The following is a 25,867-nucleotide window of genomic DNA, read 5'->3' on the forward strand; positions in this document are numbered from 1 at the left end:
TCACACCGTCCTGATATAGGCGTCATATTCGACGTCGGTTACACGCAGGGAAAATTCGGAAAGCTCCTGCTGTTTGCAGGCGGAAAACAGCGTGCGGTACTTCTGGCCGAGCGTCGCATAGGCAAAGCTCGAGCGCGTGAAGCGCTGCAACGCGTAGTCCCAGTTGGTGGGCAGCGGCTCGTGATTGATCGCGTGGCTGTCGCCGGCAATCGCGCCGCCCGGCTGGCGCTTCTCCTTCATGCCTGCCAATGCGGCGCTCAGGATCATCGCGACAACGAGATAGGGGTTGGTATCAGCGCCCGCGACCCGATGTTCGATACGCGTCGCCGTCTTGCTGGCAACGATGACACGCACCGCCGCCGAGCGGTTGTCGATGCCCCAGGAGGCGTAGGTCGGCGCATGTTCGCTGGGGGTCAGGCGGCGGTAGGAATTGGCATGGGGGGCGAAGATCGCCATGCTTTCACCCATGTTTTCCAAGAGGCCGCCGACCGAATGCATCAAAGCATCCGACGGGCCGTTCTCCCCGGCGTATATGTTCCTGCCGTCCCTGTCGAGAACGGAAAAATGCACGTGCATGCCGTTGCCGGCCTGCAACCCGTAAGGCTTGGCCATGAAGGTGGCGTCGAGGTCATGCCGCCGCGCCACGCCCTTGACGATGCGTTTCAGGAAGACGGCGAAATCGGCCGCCTGCAATGCATCAGGCACATGGTTGAGGTTGATCTCATATTGCCCGGGGCCGTTTTCCCGCAGCGTCGTATCGGCAAGGACGCCCTGTGCGCGGCAGGCCGTGGCAATATCATGGAAAACATCCTCGAAATCCTGTAATTCGGAAATCGACAGAACCTGTGTCTGGCCCGTGTGCCATCGGCCCTCGCGGCTGCGCGGCGGGCGGACAGGATCGAGCGCGGAGCGGACAGGATCGATCAGGTAAAATTCAAGTTCGGTCGCCACGACCGGCGTGAGGCCCGCCTTTTTATAGGCGCTTAGAACCTGCGCCAGAACATGGCGCGGATCGCCATAAAAGCCGGTCCCATCCGGATTTTTCATTGCCAGCAGAACCTGTGCCGTTGGTCGGCCAAGCCATGTTACCCGCGACAGCGTGCCTGGAACGGGGAAACAAAAACCGTCTGGATCGCCCGTGCCTTCCGCAAGACCTGCAGCATGCACATCTCGACCCCAGATATCCAGCGCATAGACCGACCGGGGAATGGCCATTCCTTTCTCAAGAACGTCAATTGCCCGTTCGCGCGGAATCCACTTGCCGCGCGGCACGCCGTTCGCATCTATGACGAAAGCTTCGAGAATTTCGATATCGGGATTATCGGCGAAAAATTTCTTTGCGTTTTCAATATCATCCATCATGCACCAGCAAGCCGTTTCCATCTCGTTTCATGCGCAGCGAGTTGCGCTAACGAAAGTCGTCCTGCTGCTGATAGATGAGAAACCTCGCCACCATGATGACGTTTCGCCCCTTTTCCCTTTGCACGCGACCATGTTACGTGGCCTGTCCCCGGAAGGCCAGCGGATTTAGCTATCAGGGATTGAACCTTTCCGGGCGATAGGCGTCGATGGCGATAACCGACGTTTCGCCAAGCATGGTTTCCGCCAGCACACGGCCGGTGATCGGCCCAAGTGTGAGGCCATGGTGGGCGTGCCCGAAAGCAAACCACAATGTTTTATGGCGCGGCGCCTTGCCGATGATCGGCATCATATCCGGCGTACAGGGCCGCGCTCCCATCCACGGTTCCGCATCCAGCCGGCCGCCGAGAGGAAAGACGGTACGTGCCACCCGCTCCGCCCGCTCGATCTGCACGGGAGATTTCTGCGCATCGCGTTCGGCGAATTCCGCGCCCGTCGTCAGGCGGATACCCTTGCGCATCGGCGCGAGGAAATAACCGCGCTCGGCGTCGATCAGCCAGTTATTGAGCTTCGCGCCCTCCTGTGGCGCATAATGCATGTGGTAACCGCGTTTCACACCGAGTGGAAAGCGGTAACCCAGCCGTTCCGTAACGGTATCCGCCCAGGGGCCTAGCGCCACCACGGCATGTTCGGCCTCGACCGCGCCGGTTTCGGTGCGCACCGTCCAACCGCTCACCGTCTGGCTGAGGGTGGAGGCATCACCACGGACGAAACTTCCGCCAAGGCTCTCGAACAGCCGAACATAAGCGAGCGTCAGCGCATGCGGATCACGCACCGACCAGGGATCGTTCCATTTCAGGCCGCCGACGAAATCATGGCTGAGATGCGGTTCGGCTGCGGCAAGCTCCTCGGCGTCGAGTTTCGTATGGGAAATACCGTGGTCGCGCGCCAGACGCTCGGCGAAAGCAAAATCTGCATCCCGCCTTACGGCGGTCCTGTAGGCCTCCATCCAGCCGTTCTTGACGATCAGATCACCGGCTTTCGCTTCCTCGATCAGGATGTTGTGTTCCGAAACCGAATGCTCGATCAGCGGCGCATAGGCGCGGGCAATTGCCGCGTGGCGCGAGGCTGCGGAATTATACCAGTAGCGGCCGAGAAACGGCACGATCTTCGGCAGGGCGGAGAGGTGATAGCGAGCATCGATGCTGTTGTTCAGGGAATAGCGCAGCAGAAGGGCGAGATCCTGCGGGAAGGCATAAGGTACGACGCCTTCTCTCTGGATCAGCCCGGCATTGCCGAAGGAGGTCTCCTCACCCGGCCCGCGCCGGTCGACCAGCACCACCGACTTACCCCTGCGGGCCAGTTGCAGGGCGATGGAGACCCCGATGATCCCCGCACCCAAAACGATCACATCCGCTGCCATGGCAATCAATCCGTTTCCGCGTCACTGCCCCTCAACATGGGTCGGCATTTTCCGCGAAGCAACAGAAAAATCATCGTCTTAATGGAAAGGTGACGCGTCTTACTGGCTGACCGCTTTCGTTTTCACCGCCTCAATGTTGAAGGCGGCAGCCAGCAGCGCTTTGGTGTAGTCCTGCTGCGGATTGGCGAAAATCTCCGCCGCCGGGCCGCTCTCCACCACCTTGCCGTGGCGCATGACGATCAGGTCGTTGGCGAGCGCCTTCACCACCTTCAGGTCGTGGCTGATGAAAAGGTAGGCGAGTTCGTGCTTCGCCTGCAGATCGCGCAGCAGATCGACCACCTGCGCCTGCACGCTCATGTCGAGCGCGGAGGTCGGCTCGTCCAGCATGACGAAACGCGGTTTCAGCACCATGGCGCGGGCAATGGCGATACGCTGGCGCTGGCCGCCGGAAAATTCATGCGGATACCGCCAGCGGGTGGCCGGATCGAGACCGACCTCTTCCAGCGCTGTGGCGACACGCTTATCGCGCTCATCGGCAGACAGAGACCGTTCATGCACCTTCAAGCCCTCGGCGACGATCTCGCCGACAGACATGCGCGGGCTGAGAGACCCATAAGGATCCTGAAACACCACCTGCAACCGGTTTCTGAGCGGTTTCATCATTTCATAGGAATAGTGGTCGATCGACTGGCCGATGAAGCTGATACGACCCTCAGATGCGATCAACCGCGAGAGCGCCAGCCCGAGCGTCGTCTTGCCGGAGCCGGATTCGCCCACAACGCCCACAGTCTGGCCGGCGCGAAGGGTGATATCTATGCCGTCCACCGCCTTCACATGATCCACCACCCGGCGCATCAGCCCCGCCTTGATGGGGAACCAGACCTTGATACCGTCACCCTGCATGACCACCGGTTTGGTTGCGTCAGAATGGGGAGGCTCGCCCTTTGGCTCTGCCGCCAGAAGATGGCGCGTATAGGCGTGTTGCGGATCGGTAAACACCTGCTCCACCGTACCGGTCTCGACGATCTTGCCCTTGGTCATGACGCAGACGCGATCGGCAAATTTGCGGACGATGCCGAGATCGTGGGTGATGAACAGCATGGACATGCCGTGCTGCGTTTTCAGATCACCAAGCAGTTCCAATATCTGCGCCTGCACCGTCACATCGAGCGCAGTGGTCGGCTCGTCGGCGATCAGCAGTTTCGGCCGGTTGGCGAGCGCCATGGCAATCATCACGCGCTGTCGCTGACCACCGGACAATTCATGCGGATAAGCCTTCAGGCGCTTTTCCGGTTCGCGGATGCCGACCTGTAATAACAGTTCCAGCGTGCGCGCCCGCGCCTCCGCCCCGGTGATCGCCTGATGCAGTTCCAGTATCTCGCCGATCTGCCGCTCGATGGTGTGGAGCGGGTTGAGCGAGGTCATCGGCTCCTGAAAAATCATGGTGACGTCGTTGCCGCGCACGGCGCGCAGCGCGCGCTCCGGCAAAGTCAGCATATCCTTGCCGTCGAACAGGATTTTTCCCGAAGGATGGCTCGCTGCCGGATAGGGCAGCAATTTGAGAATGGAATTTGCCGTGACCGATTTGCCGGAACCGGACTCGCCGACGAGGGCGACGACCTCGCCCGGCATCAGATCGAAAGAGACATGATCGACGGCGATGCTCGTCGCGCCGCCCTGATGGAAGGCAACGGAGAGATCACGGACGGAGAGAAGCGGCTGGATATTTGTTTCCGTCATGGCGATCACCGGAACGTCTTGCGTGGATCGAAAGCGTCGCGCACCGCTTCACCCACGAAGATCAACAGCGAGAGCATGATGGACATGGTGAAAAACGCAGTAAGGCCGAGCCAGGGGGCCTGAAGGTTGTTCTTGCCTTGCGCGATCATCTCGCCCAGCGACGGCGACCCCGGCGGCATACCGAAGCCGAGGAAGTCGAGCGAGGTGAGCGTCGTGATCGACCCTGAGAGAATGAATGGCAGGAATGTCAGCGTCGCTACCATGGCGTTGGGCAGAAGATGGCGGAACATGATCGTCCAGTTGCCGACCCCAAGCGCGCGGGCGGCGCGGACATATTCGAAGTTTCTGGCGCGCAGGAATTCCGCGCGCACGATGCCGACGAAGCCGACCCATGAGAAGAGCAGCATGATGCCGAGCAGCACGAAGAAGCCCGGCGGCAGAATGGCTGCGATAATCAGCAGGATGTAGAGCACCGGCATGGACGACCAGATTTCAATGAAACGCTGCAAAAGCAGGTCCGTCCAGCCGCCGAAATAGCCTTGAATAGCGCCGGCGGTGACGCCGACAATGGCGGAAGCGATGGTCAGCGTCAGACCGAACAGCACGGAAATGCGGAACCCGTAGATCATTCGCGCGGTGACGTCGCGCGCCTGATTGTCGGTTCCGAGCCAGTTGAGATTGCCAAGCGTGCAGCCGGGATCGGCATCGCCCTGCGGGTAAGCCGAGCAGCGATCCTTTTTATCCATCAGCCAGAAGGGCGCAGTCGGCGCCGAATGGGGAATATTGGAATTGACCGTCTGATAGGAATAGCGAATCGGCGGCCAGATCATCCAGCCATTGGCGTTGATCTCATCCTGAATGAAGGAGGATTTGTAATCGGTCTGAGCCAGGAACCCGCCGAATTTTTCTTCCGGATAATCGACCATGACCGGCACCAGCAACTCGCCCTTGTAGGAAGCGAGAATGGGTTTGTCATTGGCGATGAATTCCGCAATGAGGCTCAGAAAAAACAGGACCAGGAACAGCCAGAAGGACCAGTAACCGCGCCGGTTTGCCTTGAAATTCTGCCAGCGGCGCTTGGTCGTGGGCGAAAACCACGGGCGCTTCGGCTTTGCCCGCATTTCCGCTTCGGCGGTATGGACAAGTGTCATCACACATCCCTCCGCTCGAAATCGATGCGCGGATCGATCCATGTATAGATCAGGTCGGAAATGAGGCCGACGACGAGGCCCATCAGCGAGAAGATGAAGAGCGTGCCGAAGACGATCGGGTAATCGCGATTGACGACCGAGAGATAACCGAGGCGACCGAGACCGTCGAGCGAGAAGATATTCTCGATCAGCAGCGATCCGGTGAAGAAGGCCGAGATGAAGGCGCCCGGAAAACCGGCGATCACGATCAGCATCGCATTGCGGAAGACATGCCCATAAAGAACCCTGCGTTCGGTGAGGCCCTTGGCGCGAGCGGTGATGACATATTGCTTCTTGATCTCGTCGATGAAGGAGTTCTTGGTCAGCAACGTCGTTGTCGCGAATGCCGAGAGCGACAGCGCGATCAGCGGCAGGGTCAGGTGCCAGAAATAGTCGATGATCTTCTGCCACCAGTTCAGTTCAGCAAAATTATCGGACACAAGGCCGCGCAGTGGGAACCAGTCGAAGAAGGACCCGCCGGCGAAGAGGACGATGAGCAGGATGCCGAAGAGGAAGCTTGGCACGGCATAACCGACGATGACAACGCCTGACGTCCAGACGTCGAAGGTCGAGCCGTCGGATACGGCCTTCTTGATGCCGAGCGGAATGGATATCATGTAAGAAATGATCAGAATCCAGAAGCCGAGCGAGGCCGAGACCGGCAGCTTGTCAATGATGAGATCGATCACCGAGGAATTGCGGAAGAAGCTGTCGCCGAAATCGAAGCGGATATAGTTCCACATCATTTCGAGGAAACGGGTGAGCGGCGGCTTGTCGAAGCCGAACTGTTTTTCGAGCTTGGCGATCAGTTCCGGATCGAGACCCTGCGCACCACGGTATTTCGAACCGCTGTCATCGAAACCGCCGGACTGGCCCATAAGATCGCCGCCGCCCGATAGCCGGTCGGAGGCGCTGTCGCCCTGCCCCGTCAATTGCGCGACGACCTGCTCCACCGGCCCGCCCGGCGCGAACTGGATGACGAGAAACGAAATGCCCATGATGCCGATGATGGTCGGGATCATCAGCGCCAGACGTCTGAGGATATAGGCGCCCATCAGCCTCTGCTCCCGGCCGATACGTCAGCGGTTTTCGTTTCTTTCAAAACCTGTCCCTTCCTGAAAGCGCTGCCTGCGCTTTGAGCGATTCGTCTCGCCCTATGTGAATCAAGCCTTCGCCATGAAAGCAAGGCCGGCGTCAGTTTCCGGCCTGGCTGGACCACCATGCCTCGGGAAAACCGACGCCATATTGGGGCAGGTTTTCCGGACGGACGAGCGTGTTCCAATAAGCGATGAACATCTCGCCGCGGTAAAATTGCGGGATGACGTAACTGTTTGCCAGAAGCACCCGGTCGAGCGCGCGTGCGGCGGCCACCTGTTCATCCCGGTTGGGCGCGAATATGACCTTCCTGACCAACGCATCGACGGCCGGGTTCTTGATGCCAGCAATATTGTTGGACCCTTGCCGGTCGGCGGCCGCCGAGCCCCAGAAATCCGCCTGTTCGTTTCCGGGGTTGGCCGAGGTCGCCCAGAGCTTGACGATGACGTCATAATCGAAGCTGCGGGTGCGGTTGGTATATTGCGAGGCGTCGACCGTGCGGATCGTCGCATTGATACCGATTTTCTTCAGATTCTGGACATAGGGAAGAATGGTTCTTTCCATGCCGGAGGAATCGATCAGAAACTCCATATCGAGCGGCTGTCCGGTTTTCGCATTGACCATGCGGTTGCCGCGCAGCTCGTAGCCGGCTTCCTTCATCAGCTTGACCGCCTCGCGCAGATTGTCGCGCTGCTTGGCCGGATCACCCGCGACCGGATTGCGATATTCGGTTGTGAAAACCTCCGGCGGAACCTGATCCTTCAGTTCCTGAAGAATTTCCAGCTCGCGACCGGTCGGCAGGCCGGAAGAGGCCAGTTCACTGCCCATGAAGAAGCTGTTGATGCGCTGGAACTGGCCGTAAGCCAGCGTCCGGTTCAACTCCTCGAAATCGAAAGCATAATTGAGCGCCTTGCGCAGTTTCGGGTTCTGGAACTTCTCCCTGCGCATGTTCGGCACGAAGGCCTGCATGATACCGACGGAGCGATAGATGTTCGGCAGCTCTTCCTTCTTGACGCGGCCTTCCTTGACGGCCGGAAAATCATAACCCGTAACCCATCGGCTGGAGGAAGCTTCCTGACGGAAATCGACGGTGCCGGACTTGAAGGCCTGGAATTCCACATCCTGATCGGCAAAGAAGGTGTAGGCGATGGTTTTGAAATTGTTCATCCCCACATTCACATTGACGTCCTTGCCCCAGTAGTCGTCGCGGCGTTCATAAGCGATTGTCGAACCGGGAGAGACTGAGGCAATCTTGTAGGGGCCGGAACCCATCACCGGTTCCAGCGTGCCGCGCGATATGTCGCGCGGCTTGCCATCCGCGCCGACGGCTTCCCACCAGTGCTTGGGAACGATCAGCAATTGCCCGACGATCTGCGGCAATTCGCGATTGTTCTTCTCGTCGAAAGTGAAGGTAATGTCCCTTTCGCCGCTCACCTCCGCCTTGGTGACATGGGTGTAATAGGTCGCGAGCTGCGGGCTCAAATCCTTGGCTTTTTCGAAGCTGAAGACGACATCCTCCGGCGTCACCGGCTTGCCATCGGCCCATTTGGCCTCTGCACGCAGCCGGAAGGTGGCTTTCGAAATATCGTCTGGATAGCTTACTCCCTCGGCAAGAAGACCGTAGGAGGCCGACAGCTCCTCTTCGGTCGACTTCATCAATGTATCGAAAACCAGCGAAAGGCCGGTCGCCGCCTCGCCCTTGGCGAGCAGCGGATTGAGGGTATCGAAGGTGCCCGCCGTCGACAGGCGAAGGGTGCCGCCTTTCGGCGCCTTGGTATTCACATAGTCGAAATGATCGAAGCCATCGGGATGTTTCAGTTCCCCGACCGTCGAAATCCCCTTCCGCCATACATCGGTCGATTGTGCGGAGGCCGCCGCCGGTATCAGCAGGGCGGATGCCGCAAGAGCAATGAGGAGACGGGATTTCAGTGGTGCCAATATCATTGGGGGAATGTCCCTGTTTTCGCGTTTGTTGAAGAGAGCATAAAACAAAGATTGGCAAAAAACAGATGTACTGGCTCACAAGCTCTTTATCGGCGTCTTTATCCTTCCGCTTTGCAAGATGCAGGGCGAAACATGGTTTCAACAAAATCCCGTTCCAGTTTATCTTGAGGGGAAGAGAATCATCTGATCGGACGGGCAAGACTTTATGACGGCGGGATCATCGAGAGTTTTCAAGGCGGCCTTGCTGGCGATTTCGGTCGTCTCCGCGTTGCAGTTGCAGATCGAAACTGCAGCGGCCGAGGACAGGCCGGCGAAAGAGGTGTTCGGGCACATGGCCCTGCCTTCCGCCACAGGCTCGCAGCCGATCGGCTCCTATGCCAAGGGCTGTCAGTCCGGCGCCATCGCCATGCCGACGGACGGTCCCGGCTGGCAGGCCATGCGCCTTTCCCGCAACCGGCGCTGGGGCCAGCCGCAGATGATTTCGTTCCTCGAGCAATTTTCGCAGGACGCCCAGAAGATCGGCTGGCCGGGCCTGCTGCTGGGCGATATTTCCCAGCCGCGCGGCGGGCCGATGCTGACCGGCCATGCGTCGCACCAGATCGGCCTCGATGTCGACATCTGGTGGCGGCCGATGCCGACCCCGCGGCTGAGCGTGGAGCAGCGCGAAACGGTGCCTTTCATCTCCATGCTGGACAAGAGCAAGTTCCTGACGGTCGATGACCGCAAGTGGTCACCCCTCAATGCCCGGTTGGTGATGATGGCGGCAAGCTATCCGCAGGTGGAGCGTGTCTTCGTCAACCCGGCCATCAAGCAGAAACTCTGCCAGACATGGACCGGCGACCGCACCTTCATGGGCAAGATCAGGCCGATCTACGGCCATGACGAGCATTTCCACATCCGTCTCGAATGCCCGCCCGGCGCGCCCAACTGCAAGCCGCAGGCGGCCGTGGGCAAAGGCGACGGCTGCGACAAGTCGCTTGCCTGGTGGTTCAGCAAGGAACCATGGGCGCCGCCGAAAAAGGACCCCAACGCCAAGCCGGTGAAACCGCGCCCGGTCTTGGTTTCCGATCTGCCCTCGGCCTGCGCCGCCGTGGCTGCCGCTCCTTCCGCCAACCCCGAAGGCATTGCGGCTCAGGTCTATTCGCCTGCTCCAGCAACGCGCCAGCAAAGCGTGGAACAGGTCATTCAGGCAGCCCCCGCCCTACAGCCGCCTTCGGATATTCCGCTTCCTACCCAGCGCCCGACATTGAACTGAAACAGAAATGAGGCATTCAACAGCTTCCCTTTTCAAATGGCGGCAAGCTGTTATAGAAGGCTTCAAATCGATTTAATTCTTGATTGAACGGGCTGGGACCATGGAAGAACAACGCTGTATCGCGCTCATCGCTCACGACGAGAAAAAAGACGATATGGCGGATTTCGCCCGTCATCACCAGAAAGCGCTTGCCGGTTTCAGGATCGTCGCCACCGGCACCACCGGCGGAAGGGTACAGGAAGCGTGTCCGGGTCTTGAAGTCATCCGCCTCAAGAGCGGTCCGCTTGGCGGCGACCAGCAGATCGGCGCGATGATCGCCACAGGCGAGGTGGATATGCTGATCTTCTTCACCGACCCGCTGACGGCCATGCCGCATGATGTTGACGTGAAGGCGCTGACGCGGCTTGCTACGGTTTACGATATTCCCATGGCGCTCAACCGCGCTACCGCAGAAAATCTCATCGACTTCCACGTCGCCAACTGAACCTCCCAACATGGAACAGGCAATGCCGAAGACGTCCGATACCGAATATCTGTCCTTTCCAATCCTTCTTGGCGACATCGGCGGCACCAATGCCCGCTTTTCCATCCTGATCGATTCCTTTGCCGAACCGGTGCACCTCACCACGGTAAAGACGGCGGAATATCCTGCTATCGACGACGCCATCCAGCAGGCGGTTCTGGACAAGACCTCGCTTCAGCCGGTCTCGACGATTCTCGCGATTGCCGGCCCCATCGAAGGTGACGAGATTCCCCTCACCAACTGCCATTGGGTCGTCAAGCCGAAGGACATGCTCGCCAATCTCGGCCTGAAGGATGTCATCGTCATCAATGATTTCGAGGCGCAGGCTCTGGCGATCGCGGCCCTTGACGACGATAACCGCGACGCCATCGGCTCCGGCAAGGAAGACGTTTTGGCGTCGAGGGTCGTTCTTGGACCGGGAACGGGGCTCGGCGTTGCCGGGCTGGTCTATGCCCGCCACATGTGGTTCCCGGTGCCTGGCGAAGGCGGGCATATCGATATCGGCCCGAGAAGCGCGCGCGACTATGCGGTTTTCCCGCATATCGAAACCATCGAGGGCCGCGTCGCCGGCGAACAGATCCTGTGCGGACGCGGGCTGGTCAATCTTTATCGCGCCATCTGCAAAGCCGATGGCATCGAGCCTGTCTTTTCCGATCCGGCCGACATTACCTCGCAGGGGCTTTCGGGTCAGAACGCGCAGGCAAAAGAAACGCTGTCGCTGTTCAGCACCTACCTCGGCCGCGTGGCGGGCGACCTTGCGCTGATCTTCATGGCCAAGGGCGGCGTCTATCTGGCCGGCGGCATTTCGCAGAAGATCATTCCTGCGCTGAAGAGTCCGGAATTCCGGGCGGCCTTCCAAGACAAGGCGCCGCACAGCGCCCTGATGCGGACCATTCCGACATTCGTCGTCACCCATCCCCAAGCGGCCCTTTCCGGCCTCGCCACCTATGCGAGAACGCCTGCCGATTTCGGTCTGGCGCTGGACGGGCGGCGCTGGAGAGCCTGATCGGCTCTTCCCATGTGATGCTTGCGAAGCGGGCGGGCGATCTTTAACGTCGCTGCTGCAAACATCAATCGACCGATACCGGCGGGTTCCGATCCGCCTGACATGAAAAGCGAGTGAAAACATGGGCAGCAGCGGCATGAAACTGGTGGTGGTCGGCGCGGCGGGCCGCATGGGACAGGCACTGATCCGCCTCATTCACCAGACACCCGGCGTTCAGCTGCATGCCGCAGTGGCGCGTGAAGGTTCGGCTTTTGTTGGCCGCGATGCCGGTGAGATCTCCGGTCTCGGCCCCATCGGCGTCGAAATCACCAGCGATCCCTTACAGGCATTTCTGCATGCCGAAGGGGTGATCGATTTCACCTCACCGGCAACCAGCGTCACCTTTGCCGGCCTCGCCGCGCAGGCCCGCATCGTGCACGTCATCGGCACGACCGGCTGCTCGCCGCAAGACGAGGAAAAGTTCAAGGCAGCGTCGCGCCATGCGCGCATCGTCAAGTCGGGGAATATGAGCCTCGGCGTCAACCTGCTCAGCGTTCTCACCCAGCAGGCGGCGCAGGCGCTGGATGCGCAGAACTGGGATATCGAGATTCTGGAAATGCACCACAAGCACAAGGTGGATGCGCCTTCGGGCACCGCACTTCTGCTTGGCGAAGCGGCGGCGGCCGGCCGCAAGGTCGATCTTACCGCCTCTTCCGTGCGCGTGCGCGACGGACACACGGGCGCGCGTGAGACCGGCACCATCGGTTTTGCCACGTTGCGTGGCGGCTCGGTGATCGGTGAACATTCGGTGATTTTTGCTGGCGAAGGCGAGCGCGTCGAGCTTTCCCATTATGCCGGCGACCGCTCCATTTTCGCGCGCGGTGCGATTACGGCGGCTGTCTGGGCCTTCGACAGGAAGCCCGGTTTCTATTCCATGCTGGATGTGCTCGGCCTTTCGCAGGCGGAATAAAACCGTACCCTAATTCTCCACCGTGAATTCGACCGTATCCGCAGAAAATCGGCTGACGGCATATTGCACAGGTACGCCATCCATATCGGCATTCAATGCCTGAGTGACAAGCAGGATGGCCCCGGGCGACAGTTCGAGATCGACCAGATCCTGCGTATCCGCGTGGATAGCAGAAATGACGGTGGAGATGCGCACATAGTCCGCCACGCCAAGTATCTTGAAAGCGGCGGTGATCGATCCGCTTTGCTGGTATGCTTCGCCTATTCCGGCAAAACGATCAGCCGGGAACCATGTGGTCGAACGGGATACAGGGCGGGTGTCCGCCTTGCGCAGGGTTTCCAGACGTATGAGCGGCGTACCGGCAGTCAGTTGCAGCCGCGCTGCCAGATCGGCACTGGCCGGTTCGGTCGTGTGGGAAAGAAGTAGCGCCTCCATTTCCTTCACCTGATCGCCGATGCCTGCCGTGAAGCGCGTGCGCAGCGAAATCGGAAAACTCAGACGCTCCTTGCGGGCGATCATCGTGCCGCGCCCCTGCATCGGCTCGAGAATGCCTTCGCTCGCCAGTGCGGCGATCGCACTCCGGACGGTATGGCGGTTGACGCCGAATTTTTCGGCCAGCGTCATCTCCGGCGGCAACATGCCGGTTTCGTCGTGATCGCCGGCCGCAATCTCGCCCCTGATCCGGTCGGCGATCTGCCGCCAGAGCGCTACGCCGTTCTTTCTTTTCATCGCTGCTGCAGGGCTCATGTCACACGCTTGTCATTCATCGACGTTAATTGTAACTTATATTGTATAGTTGTCTATATCAATAGACATTAGAGGTCAAGCGATGAATAACGAAGCTGCGAATATACATGCGGAGAGGAAGCGAGTGGCGGCGCTTCTTGCCCGCGCCACCGTTCAGGAACTTGAAACGGTCTGGAGCCGGCAGAATGCCAGCCCGCAGACGGAAAACGTGCGGGGGCCGGAAACCGGGCTCGTCATGGTCAAGGGCCGTATCGGCGGCGGCGGTGCGCCTTTTAATCTCGGCGAAACCACCGTCACCCGCGCAACCGTCAAGCTTGCCTCGGGAACCGTCGGTCATGCGCATGTTCTCGGCACCGGCCGCAAGAAGGCCTGGTATGCGGCCGTTTTCGACGCGCTCTGGCAGGAAAGCCCAACCCGGGACTTCATCGAGACCGAGCTTCTTTCACCGGTCGAAAAAAGACTGAGCGAGGAAAAGGAACGGAAAACAAGGGAAACCGCCGCCACGCGGGTCGATTTCTTCACCATGGTTAGAGGAGAGGATTGATGGGTGTGAAAGCCGAAGCATTGACGGGCGGCTTTTCCAGCGCCGTGTTCGATTCCCAGCGTATTTTCAAGAAGCTGATGGACGGCATGGCCCGTCCCGGCACACCGCAGACAATCGAAACGGCTGTCGCCCCGCCACTGCCGCTTGCCGCTGCCACCGGTGCGGTTCTGCTGGCGCTTTGCGACCACGATACGCCGGTCTGGCTGAGCGGCGCGTTGCGCAAGACCGCGGTGCCGGGCTGGATCGGATTTCATACCGGCGCAGTTGCGACAGACGAAAAGAGCGTGGCGCATTTCGCCGTCATCGAAGCGGGCAGCGCCGTCGCGTCCTTCGGCCTTTTTGCCCAGGGCAGCCAGGAGTATCCCGACCGCTCCACGACGCTCATCATCGAGTTGCCTGATCTGGATGGAGGGCGGAAACTGCTGCTCTCCGGCCCCGGTATTCGCCACGTCAACATCATCAGCCCCACTGGCCTGCCGGACATATTCCCGAGGCTGTGGGCGGAGAACAACGCCGTCTTCCCGCGCGGCGTCGACGTCATCCTGACATCCGCCGACAGATTTGTCTGCCTGCCGCGCACGACGCGCATTCAACCTGTGGAGGCATAAGATGTATGTTGCTGTCAAAGGCGGGGAAACCGCCATCGCCAACGCCCACCGGCTTCTGGCCGACAAGCGGCGCGGAGACCGCGCCCTGCCCGCCATGACCGTTGCGCAGATCGTTTCGCAGCTATCGCTCGCCGTCGACCGGGTGATGGCGGAAGCCTCGCTCTACGATCCGTCGCTTGCAGCCCTTGCCGTCAAGCAGGCGCGCGGTGACATGATCGAAGCCATCTTCCTGCTGCGCGCCTATCGCACCACGCTGCCGCGCTTCGGCTATTCGGTGCCGGTGGATACCGCTGACATGACGGTGCAGCGGCGCGTTTCCGCCACCTACAAGGATCTGCCCGGCGGGCAATTGCTGGGGCCGACCTTCGATTACACCCACCGGCTGCTTGATCCCTCCCTCCTCGAAGACGGGGTCGTCGAAACCGCTACCCAGCGTGAAGGCGAGCCGGAATATGTCATGCGCGTTTCCGATATCCTCGCTCAGGAGGGGCTGATCGAAAGCGACGGCGACATGCCGGACGATCATATTGCCGGCGACCTGACACGGGAACCGATGGAGTTTCCGATGCCGCGTGACCTGCGCCTGCAATCGCTGGCGCGTGGCGATGAGGGTTTCCTTCTGGCGCTCGCCTATTCGACCCAGCGCGGGTACGGCCGCACACACCCCTTCGTCGGCGAAATCCGTATTGGCGAAGTAGAGGTCGAGCTTGATGTGCCGGAACTCGGCTTCTCCGTCTCGCTTGGCGATATCCAGGTCACCGAATGCCAGATGGTCAATCAGTTCAAGGGATCGGCGAAGGCACCGCCGCAATTCACCCGCGGCTACGGTCTGGTCTTCGGTCAGAGCGAACGCAAGGCGATGGCAATGTCGCTGGTTGATCGCGCGCTGCGCGCCGGCGAATTCGGCGAAGATGTCGTCGCGCCGGCACAGGACGAGGAGTTCGTCATTTCACACGCCGACAATGTGCAGGCGACGGGTTTCGTCGAGCATCTGAAATTGCCGCACTACGTGGATTTTCAGGCCGAACTCGGTCTGGTGCGAAAGATGCGCGCCGATTTCGAGGCGATCAACGCCAATGGCGCGGAATGGATGAGCGATGCGGCCGAATAGCTCAGCGGCTGCGCTGCTCGCCAAACCAGTAGGCGCAAAAGACGGTCGATGCTGCAAACACAGCAAAGAACACGGCTGCAAGAATTCCAATCTCCATGAGCTTGTACTCCTTTTTTCACAAGGCTAACGCGCAATGCTTGAAGAAGTTTCATTTGACGACGGGCTGGCTGCCTACAACTTCGCCTATCTGGACGAACAGACCAAGCGAATGATCCGCCGGGCGATCCTGAAGGCCATCGCCATTCCCGGTTATCAGGTTCCCTTCGCTTCCCGCGAAATGCCCATGCCTTATGGCTGGGGCACCGGCGGTGTGCAGGTGACCGCCTCTATCCTCGGTCCTGATGATGTGCTGAAGGTGATCGACCAGGGCGCGGACGACACGACCAACGCCGTTTCCATCCGTGCCTTCTTCCAGAAGGTCGCGAATGTGGCGGTCACTACCCGCACGAAGGATGCAACGATCATCCAGACGCGGCACCGCATTCCGGAAGAGGAGCTGCATTCGGGCCAGGTGCTCGTTTATCAGGTTCCGATCCCCGAGCCCCTGCGCTTTCTCGAACCGCGCGAGACAGAAACCCGTGTCATGCACGCGCTCGAAGAATATGGCCTGATGCACGTCAAGCTTTACGAGGATATTGCCCGCAACGGCCGCATCTCCACCACCTATGCCTATCCGGTGAAGGTGGCCGGGCGTTACGTGATGGATCCGTCGCCGACCCCTAAATTCGACAATCCGAAAATGCATCTCTCGGACGCCCTGCAGCTGTTCGGCGCAGGGCGCGAAAAGCGCATCTATGCCGTGCCGCCCTATACCGATGTCGTCAGCCTCGATTTCGAAGATCACCCTTTTGAAATCCAGCGTTTCGACAAGCCCTGCGCGCTGTGCGGGGCGGAGAATGTCTATCTGGACGAGGTGGTGCTGGACGACAGGGGCGGACGCATGTTCGTCTGCTCCGATACCGACCATTGCGAGGACCGCCGCGCCCATGGCCACAAGGGCCATCTGCTGGCAGAAGTGAAGGAGGCCGCAGAATGAGCGACGCATCGCTTCTGAAAGTCCGGGACGTTTCCAAATATTATGGCGACCGCGCCGGCTGCCGCAACGTGTCCTTCGACCTCTATCCGGGCGAGGTTCTGGCAATCGTCGGTGAGTCCGGTTCCGGCAAGACCACCCTCCTCAACTGCATTTCCACCCGGCTGATGCCGACGGCGGGCAGCGTGGAATATCGCATGCGCGACGGCACGGTGCGTGACCTCTATCATATGGGTGAGGCCGAACGGCGTTTCCTGATGCGGACGGACTGGGGTTTCGTGCACCAGAACCCGGCAGATGGGCTGCGCATGGCGGTTTCCGCCGGCGCCAATGTCGGCGAGCGGCTGATGGCCGTCGGCAACAGGCATTATGGCAATATAAGGCAATCGGCCAGCGAATGGCTGGAGCGGGTGGAAATCGGCACCGACCGTATCGACGATCAGCCGCGCGCCTTTTCCGGCGGCATGCGCCAGCGCCTGCAGATCGCCCGCAACCTCGTCACATCGCCGCGCCTCGTCTTCATGGACGAACCGACCGGCGGCCTCGATGTCTCGGTACAGGCACGTCTGCTCGATCTGGTTCGCGGCCTCGTCAACGATCTCGGTCTTGCGGTCGTCGTCGTCACCCATGATCTCGCGGTGGCGCGACTTCTCTCTCACCGCATGATGGTGATGAAGGGCGGCGACGTCATCGAACATGGCCTCACCGACCGGGTGCTGGACGATCCGCGCGAGCCCTACACGCAATTGCTTGTTTCCTCCATCTTGCAGGTTTGATGCCATGACGACGCCTCTCATCGTTTCGGAAGTCTTCAAAAGCTTCACCATGCATCTTCGCGACGGTATCGAGCTGCCAGTCGTTCGCGATGTCAATTTCTCCGTCTCTAGCGGCGAATGCGTCGTGCTCGGCGGCCCTTCGGGCATCGGCAAAAGCTCGATCCTGAAAATGCTCTATGGCAACTACGCCATCGACAGCGGACAGATTCTCGTTCGTCATGAGGGCCAGGTCGTCGATATCGGCAATGCCTCGCCGCGCACGATCCTCGATATCCGCCACCGCACGATTGGTTATGTCAGCCAGTTCCTGCGCACCGTGCCGCGCGTTCCAGCGATAGACGTCGTCGCCGAGCCGCTTTTTGCCCGCAAGGTTGCGGTCGAGGAGGCGCGAGAGCAGGCAGCGGCGCTGCTTTCGAAGCTCAACCTGCCGAAGGAATTATGGTCGCTGCCGCCGGCAACCTTTTCCGGCGGTGAGCAGCAGCGTGTGAATATCGCACGCGGTTTCATCACCGATCACGCCATCCTGCTTCTCGACGAACCCACCGCCTCACTGGATGCCGCCAATCGGCGGGTCGTCGTTGAGATGATCGCCGAAAAGAAGCGCAAGGGGACCGCCTTGCTTGGCATTTTCCATGACGAAGAAGTGCGCGAAGCCGTGGCCGACCGCATTCTCGACGTTTCGCGATTCTCGCCCCGGAAGGCAGCGGCATGAGCGTCAAGGTCGGTCTCGAACCCGTCATCCACGAAAGTGCCCGCGTCACCAATTCCTCGATCGGCCGCTATACCGAAATTTCGGAGCGCTGCCGCCTTGAGGAGGTCGAGATGGGCGATTACTCCTATGTCATGCAGGATGGCGCGATCTAGTGCGCCACCATCGGCAAATTCGTCAACATCGCCGCTTCCGTCCGCATCAACGCCACCAATCATCCGATGCAGCGGGCGACATTGCACCATTTCACCTATCGCGCCCGCAGCTACTGGGACGACGCCGAAGATGAAACGGATTTCTTCGCCGCCCGGCGTGCCAAACGGGTGGTGATCGGCCACGATGTCTGGATCGGCCACGGTGCGACCATCCTGCCCGGCGTCACGGTGGGGAACGGTGCAGTCGTCGGGGCCGGGGCGGTCGTTTCCAAAGATGTTGCGCCCTACACCATCGTCGGCGGCGTGCCCGCCCGGCTGATCCGCGAGCGTTTTACCGCGGAGCTTGGCAAGCGCATGGATGAACTGAATTGGTGGGATTGGGACCATGCGAGGCTGCGCAGCGCGCTGGATGATTTCCGCACACTCGCCGCCGAGGATTTCGTGGCGAAATATGGCGGGTAAACTCCCGCCTATACCGAAGCAATTGCAGTCCCGGGGTCATGTCCCGGGATTTCTGTTTGTCGGCTCCCGATATGCCACGCGGGATTTCCACCGCATGACAAGCCAGAAGAAAGGTTTGTCGGCGAACCCACGGGTGTCGTATCTGCGAATTATGTAATATTTTCTTCATCAAACTGACACTCACGCTTCACGCACCGCTGTTACGTCGAACCCCGTCAAAAGAAGATTGGACGGGGAAATGAGCTTTCACCTGAAGCAAGTCACGCGCCGTTTCGGCAACCACACTGCGGTCGATTCCGTAAATGTCGAGATACCGCAGGGTCAGATGGTCGGCGTGATAGGGCGCTCGGGTGCGGGAAAATCGACGCTGCTGCGCATGATCAACCGTCTCATCGATCCCTCCTCCGGTTCCATTCATTTCAACGACACGGAAGTCTCGTCATTGAAGGGTGCGGCGCTCCGCAACTGGCAGCGCGACTGCGCCATGATCTTCCAGCAGTTCAATCTGGTGCCCCGCCTCGATGTGCTCACCAACGTCATGCTCGGCCGCCTCAACCACCGTTCAACGGCGCTCAGCCTTTTTAACATCTTCACCCATGAGGAGCGGCTGATGGCTATCGCCGCGCTCGAGCGGCTCGGCATCGAACATGTGGCCATGCAGGCGGCAGGCACGCTTTCCGGCGGCCAGCAGCAGCGCGTCGCCATTGCGCGTGCGTTGATGCAGTCTCCAAAGATGGTCCTGGCCGATGAACCGATCGCCTCCCTCGACCCCCTCAATGCCAAGATCGTGATGGACGCGCTGCGCGACATCAACGAGCGCGAAGGCATCACCGTCATCACCAACCTTCACACGCTGGATACGGCGCGCAATTATTGCGAACGCATCATCGGCATGTCGCAGGGCCGCGTCGTCTTCGATGGAACGCCCGCCGAGCTCACTGCTGCCGCCGTCACCGAAATCTACGGAACCGATTCGCAAGGCTCCGGCATCGACGAGACCATGACCTCGACCAGCATCAATATTCCCGGCGCGCAGCTTGCCGCGCGTCCGGTGCAGCAATCTGCCGGTCCCGAACCGCTCGCTCTCGCCGGGCTCTGAGGAACCGCTCAGCATCGTTTGCGCCCGCGTCAAGGGCCAATATTTCACAACAAACTCCGGCTCGCCGGGAAACAGGAGAAAGTCCATGTTGAAGAAAGTCCTTCTTTCGGCAGTCGCCCTTGGCGTTCTGGCCGGTTCCGCCATGGCTCAGGACGTCAAGGTTCTGCGCATCGGTCTCGACGGCTCCGAAAACGAAGCCGACCAAATCCGCAACACCAAGTGCGTTGCCGATGGCCTCAAGGCTGCAACCGGCGTTTCCGAAGTTCAGGTTTTCCCGTCGCCGGACTATAACGGCGTTATCCAGGGCCTGCTCGGCGGCACCATCGACATCGCTTCCATGGGCGCATCCTCCTACGCCAAGATCGCTCTGGCCGACCCGAAGGCTGTCGACCCGATCCTGACCACGGCCGGCGCTGACGGTTCGACCGGTTATTACACGATCATGGTTGCCCGTAAGGACAGCGGCATCAAGACGCTGGCAGACGCCAAGGGCAAGAAGATCGGCTTCGCCGACCCGGACTCCACCTCCGGCTTCCTCGTTCCGAACGTGGCCATCCCGAAGGAAACCGGTGTTCCGGTCAAGGAATACTTCTCCGAAACCGGCTTCGGCGGCGGCCATGAGAACCTCGTTCTCGCCGTTCTCGACAAGAAGTTCGACGTTGGCACCACCTTCGGTTCGGGCGTTGGCAAGTGGGAAGAAGGCTACACCGCCGGCAATCTCTACCAGATGGTCAAGAAGGGCAACCTCGACATGGACGATATCGTCGAAGTCTGGAAGTCGCCGCTGATCCCGAACGGTCCGCTGATGGTTACGAACAAGCTCGGCGACGCGATGAAGCAGAAGGTCGAAGACTTCTTCATGGAACTGCCGAAGAAGGATCTCGCATGCTTCCAGGGCTTCACCCAGGGCAAGAACACCGCCTACATCAAGGTCGATCCGTCCTTCTACCAGACGATCATCGACGCCCGTAAGTCCGTTATCGGCGGCTGATCCTGCGATCATATCCGGAAGCGGCGGTGCCCCACGGCGCCGCCGCTTTTGCCAATAAAGGAAAAGCGGCATGGCGACCACACTGCACAATGGTACCCTCTCACCCGAGGGGTTGAGCGCATCGTCCAGGACGGTCATGCGCCATTATCAACAGCAGCTTGCGACACGACGAATCTATACCGTCATTTCGCTCGTGATCTTTCTCGTCATCCTCGCCGCCTCCCTGAATTTCGCCAATGCGGCCAATTCAGGCAAGTTTTTCGAGCGCCTGCCCTATTTCTTCGATTTCATGAAGACCTTCGTGCCTGACAGTCCGCTGGAAATCTTCCGGGCGATGTTCGACCTGCCGTCGCCCTATGCGGATGGTTCGCTGAAATATAACTACGTCGCGGATCGCGTTTACATCACCGATGGTTTCTACATCCCGCACTTCATCTACCAGCTGATCATCACGCTCAATATTGCGCTGGTCTCGACAATCATCGGCACGAGTTTCGCCTTCGTGCTCTGCTTCTTCGCCTCCACCAATCTCGTCGGCGCCGGGCTCGTGCGCTGGGTGGTTCGCCGGATTATGGAAGTGCTGCGCGCCTTTCCGGAAATCGTCGTCGCCGGGCTGCTGACCGCCATCCTCTCGATCGGACCGATCGCCGCCATCATTGCGATTTCGGTCCATACGATCGGTGCGCTGGGCAAGCTCTTCTTCGAAGTGGTGGAAAATGCCGACATGAAGCCGGATGAAGGCTTGCGTGCCGCCGGTGCCAACTGGCTGGAACGGGTGCGTTTCGCCATCGTGCCGCAGGTTCTGCCCAATTTCGTCTCCTATGCGCTGCTGCGCGCCGAAATCAACGTGCGCGCTTCCACCATCATCGGCGCTGTCGGCGGCGGTGGCATCGGCGAAGTCTTCCGCCTGTCGATCGGTAACGATCACGCGTCAAAGACCTATGCCATCATCATCCTTCTGCTGATCACCATCATTGCCGTCGACCAGTTTTCCAGCTGGCTGCGCCGCAGGCTGATCGGCCAACAATCCTTCGAATTCGGACGGGGAGCGGCCTGATGTCGTCCAGCTTCATTCTCAACACCGCCGACCGCGAAAGGCTGACGGCTGCATATCCCGGCGTATTCAACCGCAGTTTCATGCAACGGTATGGCCTGCTCGTCGGCCTTGTTGCCGTCACCGCCTATCTCATTGGCTGCTTTTTCTTCTTCAATGTCGGACCGGCCTTCATGCAGGGGCGGTGGGATCGCGCTTCGAGCTATATTCAGGACTGGTACTCCTGGCGCGCCCAGCCGCGCCTGCGTTTCGAAGACGGCAAGGTTGAACCGCAATGGTCGAGCCGCGGACAATATCCGGTTGATGCAAAGATCGACTGGCTGCAGCCCCTGCCGGGTGGCGGTTACAGCGTCGTTTATAGGGGTATGGAAAACCGCCTCGACGTGACCCCGACTCAAGTGGATGTCTATATCGACGGCAGGAACTATCCAATTGTCATCAACGACGACGGGGCTGTCGCACCACAGGGGATACCCGACGAAATCCAGCAGGACGGCAAGAAGGTTCTCGTGCATTACGGTTTTGCCGGTCAGGCGGAAATCCGTACCAGCCAGGTCTATGTGCAGCGCCGTTTCCTTGGATGGGCGAATTTCCTGTTCGACACCAAATCGGAATTCTGGGGCAAGGGTTATGGTGAGCTTGCCGCCCTTGCGCTCTGGGGAGAGCGGCTCGATCCCGCACGCTCCAATATCGGACATATGGTCGATGATTTCCTCGACAACAGCGTCTGGCAGCATGCCGATATTCTGTCCAAGCTGATGCAGACGCTGGTCATGGCCTTTGTGGGCACGCTGTTCGGCACGCTCGTCGCCCTGCCGCTCGCCTTCATCGCCGCCCGCAACATCACCGCCAACAGGGCAGCAAACTGGGGCATGAAGCGTCTGTTCGACTTCCTGCGTTCCATCGACATGCTGATCTGGGCGCTGTTCTTCACCCGCAGCTTCGGTCCCGGACCGATCCCCGGCATTGCCGCGATCTTCTTCACCGATACCGGAGCGCTCGGCAAGGTCTATGCCGAGGCACTGGAAAATGTCGACGACAAGCAGCGCGAGGGCGTCAAGTCGGTCGGCGCATCCCCGATTGCAGTTAACCGCTTCGGTGTGTTGCCGCAGGTGTTACCGGTCTTTATTTCCCAATCACTGTATTTCTGGGAGAGCAACACCCGCTCCGCCACGATCATCGGCGCCGTGGGCGCCGGCGGCATCGGCCTGAAACTGCTAGAGGCGATGGGTACGAATGCCGACTGGGACAAGGTCGCTTATATGGTCCTGCTCATCCTCTTTGTCGTTTTCCTCTTCGACCACATCTCCAATTCTCTACGTTCGCGGCTGATCGGCAAAACACAACACTAAGTCTGAAGGGATGGAATGGCGAACGTCGTAACGATGTTCGTCCTCTCCGCGGAACACCCGCACAGTCCCGATTTATGCCAGTCGTCATCATCTCCGTCTGTGTCTTCAGCACATTCCGAAGCCTGCCGCATTTCCAATACGCTTTTTTCCCTCCGCATCATCATTCTGTCACGGAAACCAATTACCTCGCACTCCTGACCTTGCGGGAAGCTGGCGAGTCACGCCAAATAGCTTCTCATCCCTGGTCTCCCATGACACTAAAGAGTGCTTGCCGTGCGCTATGCCATCTATTTCTCTCCGGCTAAAGATCACCCGCTGACTGAGACAGCATCACGTTGGCTTGGCCGCAATGCATTTTCCGGCACGTTGCATGACGACAACGACGACTATGCCGACATGACGGAAGAGCCCCGCCGTTACGGTTTCCACGCGACCCTGAAGGCTCCTTTCGAACTTGCCGAAAAATATAGCGAGGCGGATCTGCTCTCGGCCTTCGGAGATTTCGCAGCCAGCCAGTCCGCCTTCGAAATTCCGCGCGTCGTCGTCGGTGCGCTTGGCCCCTTTTTCGCATTGGTCCCGGACCGCACCTATCAACCGCTGCAGGATTTTGCCGCCGAGATCGTCGATTATTTCGACCGGTTTCGCGCGCCCCTGTCCGAGACAGATATTGCCCGTCGGCGGCCACAGATGCTGACTGAGAGCCAGCGGCAAAATCTGTCTCTTTGGGGTTATCCGCATGTCATGGATGATTTCCGTTTTCACATGACGCTGACCGGCCGCATCGGCGAGAGCGAGCAGCCCGCCATGCGCGAGGTGCTTTCGGCGCGGTTTTCCGAATTCACCGATCGACCTCTCAGCATTTCCGGCCTTGCCTTGTTCATTGAAGAAACGCGCGGCGCGCCATTTACCGTTCATAGCTGGCGCCCCCTTGGCCAGCCTCCAAAGAAAGATGCGACCCCATGACCGAGCACGCCCTTTCCAATGCCCGTATCGTTCTGGAAGACGATATTATTCTGGGCTCCGTCCTGATCCGTGACGGCAAGATCGCCGATATCAGCGCAGGCGCCTCCAAAACCGGCGAAGACCTGGAAGGTGATTATTTGATCCCGGGTCTGGTGGAACTGCATACCGACCATCTCGAGCAACATTATTCGCCGCGCCCCGGGGTAATCTGGGACAAAATCGCCGCCATTCAGGCCCATGATGCACAGGTGGCAGCTTCCGGCATCACCACCGTATTCGACTGCCTGCGGCTCGGTTCAGATGAAGACGGCGGCTTCAAGAAGGGTGAAATGCGCGAAATGGCTGACGCCATCGAGGCCGCGGCCGATCAGAATCGCCTTCGTTCGGATCATCTGCTGCATCTGCGCTGTGAGGTCGCCTCCTCGGATGTACTAGAACATTTCGAAGACTTCGAAACCGATCCGCGCGTGCGGCTGATTTCCCTGATGGACCATTCCCCGGGGCAGCGCCAGTTCCAGTCGATGGATCAATATATATTCTATTACCAGAAGAAGCGCGGGCTGAGCGACGAGGCTTTCGCCGAGTTCGTGCGGCGTCGGCAGGCGGCGTCGGCCGAATATTCCGCCAAGCACCGCGATTATCTGGCCGCCCGCTGCGCCGAGCGCGGCATTACCGTAGCAAGCCATGACGACGCCACCGAAGCGCATGTCGGCGAGGCTATCGGCCACGGCGTGAAACTGGCGGAATTCCCCACCAGCGTCGAAGCCGCAAAAGCCTCGCACAGCGCCGGCATGAGCGTGCTGATGGGCGCCCCGAACATCGTTCGCGGTAAGTCCCACTCCGGCAACATAGCCGCCCGCGATCTTGCCGAGATCGGCGTTCTGGATGTTCTTTCTTCCGACTACGTGCCCTTCAGCCTACTCTTTGCGCCATTCCTGCTCGCCGATCAGGTGGAAGCCATCAGCCTGCCGGAAGCGCTGCGCATGGTCACCGCCACGCCGGCGCGCACCGTCGGCCTTCTTGATCGCGGTCGTATCGCGACGGGATTGCGGGCCGATCTGGTCCGGGTTCACCGCGAGGACGGTGTGCCGGTCGCCCGTTCCGTCTGGCGTCAGGGCAAGCGCGTGGCATGAACAATGATGGGCAGGATAATCGGCGCGAGCAATCGCCGGGTACGATGATCGTGGTTGTCGGCCCCAGTGGGGCCGGCAAGGATACGCTGATGGAGTACGCGGCAGCGCGATTGTGTGGACGGCCGGGCTTTCATTTCACCCGCCGCGTCATTACCCGCAGCGGCGATGCCGGAGGTGAAAACCACGATGCCGTTTCGATGCACGAGTTCAACCGGTTGGAAGATGCGGGCGCCTTCGCGGTATCCTGGCAGGCGCATGGGCTGAAATATGGCATCCCGGCCGCTGTCTACCATCATCTCAATGTGGGAGACGTGGTCATCGCCAACGGTTCACGTTCCGCCCTGCCGCAATTCGGAACCGCCTTTTCCCGTCTTAAGGTCGTGAATATCGTTGCCCGGCCGGATGTGCTGGCAAGGCGGCTGGAGCAGCGCGGGCGGGAAAGCCGGGACGATATTCTCCGGCGGCTGGAACGCAGCTCGCTGAACGTCAATGGAGATTTCGACGTTACGACCGTCGATAATAGCGGCGCTATCGAAGATGCCGGCCAAGCCATCATGCAGGTGCTGGAGCAAAGCGCAGACACCAATCGCACTTAAAATCCCGAAGCCGGGCTGCTCGACAAACGCTCTCTCAAAGCTTACCATCA

General features: G+C 59.9%; 24 protein-coding genes and 1 pseudogene. 18 read left to right on the forward strand and 7 right to left on the reverse strand.

What is annotated here, in order from left to right:
• The 6 genes from O9X91_RS02960 to O9X91_RS02985 form a co-directional block, all read right to left on the reverse strand.
• Positions 1-1,362 (reverse strand): glutamine synthetase family protein, encoded by a 1,362-nt coding sequence (locus O9X91_RS02960; RefSeq protein WP_165691302.1) that lies wholly within the window; start codon positions 1,360-1,362, stop codon positions 1-3.
• Positions 1,363-1,534: 172 nt separating this feature from the next.
• Positions 1,535-2,782, reverse strand: coding sequence for an NAD(P)/FAD-dependent oxidoreductase (locus O9X91_RS02965; protein ID WP_269833587.1), 1,248 nt, complete (start codon positions 2,780-2,782; stop codon positions 1,535-1,537).
• A 99-nt stretch (positions 2,783-2,881) separates the two neighbouring features.
• Positions 2,882-4,522, reverse strand: a complete 1,641-nt coding sequence (locus O9X91_RS02970) for an ABC transporter ATP-binding protein (RefSeq protein WP_142913764.1) — start codon at positions 4,520-4,522, stop codon at positions 2,882-2,884.
• A 5-nt stretch (positions 4,523-4,527) separates the two neighbouring features.
• On the reverse strand, positions 4,528-5,673 hold the full coding sequence (locus O9X91_RS02975) for an ABC transporter permease (RefSeq protein ID WP_142913765.1): 1,146 nt from the start codon (positions 5,671-5,673) through the stop codon (positions 4,528-4,530).
• Entirely contained in the window at positions 5,673-6,767 is a 1,095-nt protein-coding gene (locus O9X91_RS02980) for a microcin C ABC transporter permease YejB (protein WP_077984523.1), read from the reverse strand. The genes O9X91_RS02975 and O9X91_RS02980 overlap by 1 nt, the downstream gene beginning before the upstream one ends.
• 139 nt (positions 6,768-6,906) lie before the next feature.
• Positions 6,907-8,751 (reverse strand): extracellular solute-binding protein, encoded by a 1,845-nt coding sequence (locus O9X91_RS02985; protein WP_269833588.1) that lies wholly within the window; start codon positions 8,749-8,751, stop codon positions 6,907-6,909.
• A gap of 205 nt (positions 8,752-8,956) precedes the next feature.
• Between O9X91_RS02985 and mepA the strand changes: the two genes are divergently transcribed.
• The 4 genes from mepA to dapB all read left to right on the forward strand — a co-directional run bounded on the left by mepA (position 8,957) and on the right by dapB (position 12,484).
• Positions 8,957-10,006: a penicillin-insensitive murein endopeptidase gene (mepA, locus tag O9X91_RS02990; RefSeq protein WP_269834279.1), complete on the forward strand. Its 1,050-nt coding sequence runs from the start codon at positions 8,957-8,959 to the stop codon at positions 10,004-10,006.
• A gap of 100 nt (positions 10,007-10,106) precedes the next feature.
• The gene (locus tag O9X91_RS02995; protein WP_020812947.1) at positions 10,107-10,490 is read left to right on the forward strand and encodes a methylglyoxal synthase; all 384 of its coding nucleotides are present in this window, start codon (positions 10,107-10,109) and stop codon (positions 10,488-10,490) included.
• Positions 10,491-10,512: 22 nt separating this feature from the next.
• On the forward strand, positions 10,513-11,535 hold the full coding sequence (locus O9X91_RS03000) for a glucokinase (protein ID WP_269833590.1): 1,023 nt from the start codon (positions 10,513-10,515) through the stop codon (positions 11,533-11,535).
• Positions 11,536-11,656: 121 nt separating this feature from the next.
• The gene (gene dapB, locus O9X91_RS03005) at positions 11,657-12,484 is read left to right on the forward strand and encodes a 4-hydroxy-tetrahydrodipicolinate reductase (protein ID WP_269826180.1); all 828 of its coding nucleotides are present in this window, start codon (positions 11,657-11,659) and stop codon (positions 12,482-12,484) included.
• Between the two features lie 9 nt (positions 12,485-12,493).
• On the opposite strand, the gene phnF is transcribed toward dapB, so the two are convergent.
• Positions 12,494-13,231 carry a phosphonate metabolism transcriptional regulator PhnF gene (gene phnF / locus O9X91_RS03010; protein WP_077984527.1) on the reverse strand — a complete coding sequence of 246 codons (738 nt, stop codon included), beginning with the start codon at positions 13,229-13,231 and terminating at the stop codon, positions 12,494-12,496.
• 82 nt (positions 13,232-13,313) lie between these two features.
• Here phnF and phnG point away from each other — a divergent pair, with 82 nt between their 5' ends.
• The 14 genes and pseudogenes from phnG (at position 13,314) to phnN (ending at position 25,817) form a co-directional block, all read left to right on the forward strand.
• Complete coding sequence (gene phnG, locus O9X91_RS03015) at positions 13,314-13,775, forward strand: phosphonate C-P lyase system protein PhnG (RefSeq protein WP_142913769.1); 462 nt, start codon at positions 13,314-13,316, stop codon at positions 13,773-13,775.
• Positions 13,775-14,383 carry a phosphonate C-P lyase system protein PhnH gene (gene phnH / locus O9X91_RS03020; protein ID WP_269833591.1) on the forward strand — a complete coding sequence of 203 codons (609 nt, stop codon included), beginning with the start codon at positions 13,775-13,777 and terminating at the stop codon, positions 14,381-14,383. Before phnG ends, phnH begins: the two co-directional genes overlap by 1 nt.
• Position 14,384: 1 nt before the next feature.
• Complete coding sequence (locus O9X91_RS03025) at positions 14,385-15,494, forward strand: carbon-phosphorus lyase complex subunit (protein ID WP_269833592.1); 1,110 nt, start codon at positions 14,385-14,387, stop codon at positions 15,492-15,494.
• Positions 15,495-15,627: 133 nt separating this feature from the next.
• The gene (locus tag O9X91_RS03030; protein ID WP_269833593.1) at positions 15,628-16,530 is read left to right on the forward strand and encodes an alpha-D-ribose 1-methylphosphonate 5-phosphate C-P-lyase PhnJ; all 903 of its coding nucleotides are present in this window, start codon (positions 15,628-15,630) and stop codon (positions 16,528-16,530) included.
• On the forward strand, positions 16,527-17,303 hold the full coding sequence (phnK, locus tag O9X91_RS03035; RefSeq protein WP_137409577.1) for a phosphonate C-P lyase system protein PhnK: 777 nt from the start codon (positions 16,527-16,529) through the stop codon (positions 17,301-17,303). Before O9X91_RS03030 ends, phnK begins: the two co-directional genes overlap by 4 nt.
• Before the next feature lie 4 nt (positions 17,304-17,307).
• Entirely contained in the window at positions 17,308-18,015 is a 708-nt protein-coding gene (gene phnL / locus O9X91_RS03040) for a phosphonate C-P lyase system protein PhnL (protein WP_269833594.1), read from the forward strand.
• Positions 18,012-18,629, forward strand: a pseudogene (locus tag O9X91_RS03045) (DapH/DapD/GlmU-related protein). Before phnL ends, O9X91_RS03045 begins: the two are co-directional and overlap by 4 nt.
• A 238-nt stretch (positions 18,630-18,867) precedes the next feature.
• Complete coding sequence (gene phnC, locus O9X91_RS03050) at positions 18,868-19,728, forward strand: phosphonate ABC transporter ATP-binding protein (protein WP_269833595.1); 861 nt, start codon at positions 18,868-18,870, stop codon at positions 19,726-19,728.
• A gap of 85 nt (positions 19,729-19,813) precedes the next feature.
• The gene (gene phnD, locus O9X91_RS03055; RefSeq protein WP_065114564.1) at positions 19,814-20,719 is read left to right on the forward strand and encodes a phosphonate ABC transporter substrate-binding protein; all 906 of its coding nucleotides are present in this window, start codon (positions 19,814-19,816) and stop codon (positions 20,717-20,719) included.
• Positions 20,720-20,789: 70 nt separating this feature from the next.
• Positions 20,790-21,776 (forward strand): phosphonate ABC transporter, permease protein PhnE, encoded by a 987-nt coding sequence (gene phnE, locus O9X91_RS03060; RefSeq protein ID WP_142913774.1) that lies wholly within the window; start codon positions 20,790-20,792, stop codon positions 21,774-21,776.
• Positions 21,776-23,125, forward strand: a complete 1,350-nt coding sequence (gene phnE / locus O9X91_RS03065) for a phosphonate ABC transporter, permease protein PhnE (protein WP_142913775.1) — start codon at positions 21,776-21,778, stop codon at positions 23,123-23,125. The genes phnE (O9X91_RS03060) and phnE (O9X91_RS03065) overlap by 1 nt, the downstream gene beginning before the upstream one ends.
• A gap of 264 nt (positions 23,126-23,389) precedes the next feature.
• A complete protein-coding gene (locus tag O9X91_RS03070; protein WP_162520583.1) occupies positions 23,390-24,088 on the forward strand; it encodes a DUF1045 domain-containing protein in 699 nt (232 codons plus the stop codon).
• Positions 24,085-25,221 (forward strand): alpha-D-ribose 1-methylphosphonate 5-triphosphate diphosphatase, encoded by a 1,137-nt coding sequence (locus O9X91_RS03075; protein ID WP_077984538.1) that lies wholly within the window; start codon positions 24,085-24,087, stop codon positions 25,219-25,221. The genes O9X91_RS03070 and O9X91_RS03075 overlap by 4 nt, the downstream gene beginning before the upstream one ends.
• Positions 25,218-25,817: a phosphonate metabolism protein/1,5-bisphosphokinase (PRPP-forming) PhnN gene (gene phnN / locus O9X91_RS03080; protein ID WP_162520584.1), complete on the forward strand. Its 600-nt coding sequence runs from the start codon at positions 25,218-25,220 to the stop codon at positions 25,815-25,817. Before O9X91_RS03075 ends, phnN begins: the two co-directional genes overlap by 4 nt.
• The last annotated feature ends 50 nt before the right edge of the window (positions 25,818-25,867 follow it).

Source organism: Agrobacterium salinitolerans (assembly GCF_027498475.1).
GTDB lineage: Bacteria > Pseudomonadota > Alphaproteobacteria > Rhizobiales > Rhizobiaceae > Agrobacterium > Agrobacterium salinitolerans.

What these genes read in the sequence shown, in the direction of transcription:
- O9X91_RS02960 (WP_165691302.1), bottom strand. Translation starts at nt 1,362, where the DNA reads ATGATGGATGATATTGAAAACGCAAAGAAATTTTTCGCCGATAATCCC.
- O9X91_RS02965 (WP_269833587.1), bottom strand. Translation starts at nt 2,782, where the DNA reads ATGGCAGCGGATGTGATCGTTTTGGGTGCGGGGATCATCGGGGTCTCC.
- O9X91_RS02970 (WP_142913764.1), bottom strand. Translation starts at nt 4,522, where the DNA reads ATGACGGAAACAAATATCCAGCCGCTTCTCTCCGTCCGTGATCTCTCC.
- O9X91_RS02975 (WP_142913765.1), bottom strand. Translation starts at nt 5,673, where the DNA reads ATGACACTTGTCCATACCGCCGAAGCGGAAATGCGGGCAAAGCCGAAG.
- O9X91_RS02980 (WP_077984523.1), bottom strand. Translation starts at nt 6,767, where the DNA reads ATGGGCGCCTATATCCTCAGACGTCTGGCGCTGATGATCCCGACCATC.
- O9X91_RS02985 (WP_269833588.1), bottom strand. Translation starts at nt 8,751, where the DNA reads ATGATATTGGCACCACTGAAATCCCGTCTCCTCATTGCTCTTGCGGCA.
- mepA (WP_269834279.1), top strand. Translation starts at nt 8,957, where the DNA reads ATGACGGCGGGATCATCGAGAGTTTTCAAGGCGGCCTTGCTGGCGATT.
- O9X91_RS02995 (WP_020812947.1), top strand. Translation starts at nt 10,107, where the DNA reads ATGGAAGAACAACGCTGTATCGCGCTCATCGCTCACGACGAGAAAAAA.
- O9X91_RS03000 (WP_269833590.1), top strand. Translation starts at nt 10,513, where the DNA reads ATGCCGAAGACGTCCGATACCGAATATCTGTCCTTTCCAATCCTTCTT.
- dapB (WP_269826180.1), top strand. Translation starts at nt 11,657, where the DNA reads ATGGGCAGCAGCGGCATGAAACTGGTGGTGGTCGGCGCGGCGGGCCGC.
- phnF (WP_077984527.1), bottom strand. Translation starts at nt 13,231, where the DNA reads ATGAGCCCTGCAGCAGCGATGAAAAGAAAGAACGGCGTAGCGCTCTGG.
- phnG (WP_142913769.1), top strand. Translation starts at nt 13,314, where the DNA reads ATGAATAACGAAGCTGCGAATATACATGCGGAGAGGAAGCGAGTGGCG.
- phnH (WP_269833591.1), top strand. Translation starts at nt 13,775, where the DNA reads ATGGGTGTGAAAGCCGAAGCATTGACGGGCGGCTTTTCCAGCGCCGTG.
- O9X91_RS03025 (WP_269833592.1), top strand. Translation starts at nt 14,385, where the DNA reads ATGTATGTTGCTGTCAAAGGCGGGGAAACCGCCATCGCCAACGCCCAC.
- O9X91_RS03030 (WP_269833593.1), top strand. Translation starts at nt 15,628, where the DNA reads ATGCTTGAAGAAGTTTCATTTGACGACGGGCTGGCTGCCTACAACTTC.
- phnK (WP_137409577.1), top strand. Translation starts at nt 16,527, where the DNA reads ATGAGCGACGCATCGCTTCTGAAAGTCCGGGACGTTTCCAAATATTAT.
- phnL (WP_269833594.1), top strand. Translation starts at nt 17,308, where the DNA reads ATGACGACGCCTCTCATCGTTTCGGAAGTCTTCAAAAGCTTCACCATG.
- phnC (WP_269833595.1), top strand. Translation starts at nt 18,868, where the DNA reads ATGAGCTTTCACCTGAAGCAAGTCACGCGCCGTTTCGGCAACCACACT.
- phnD (WP_065114564.1), top strand. Translation starts at nt 19,814, where the DNA reads ATGTTGAAGAAAGTCCTTCTTTCGGCAGTCGCCCTTGGCGTTCTGGCC.
- phnE (WP_142913774.1), top strand. Translation starts at nt 20,790, where the DNA reads ATGGCGACCACACTGCACAATGGTACCCTCTCACCCGAGGGGTTGAGC.
- phnE (WP_142913775.1), top strand. Translation starts at nt 21,776, where the DNA reads ATGTCGTCCAGCTTCATTCTCAACACCGCCGACCGCGAAAGGCTGACG.
- O9X91_RS03075 (WP_077984538.1), top strand. Translation starts at nt 24,085, where the DNA reads ATGACCGAGCACGCCCTTTCCAATGCCCGTATCGTTCTGGAAGACGAT.
- phnN (WP_162520584.1), top strand. Translation starts at nt 25,218, where the DNA reads ATGAACAATGATGGGCAGGATAATCGGCGCGAGCAATCGCCGGGTACG.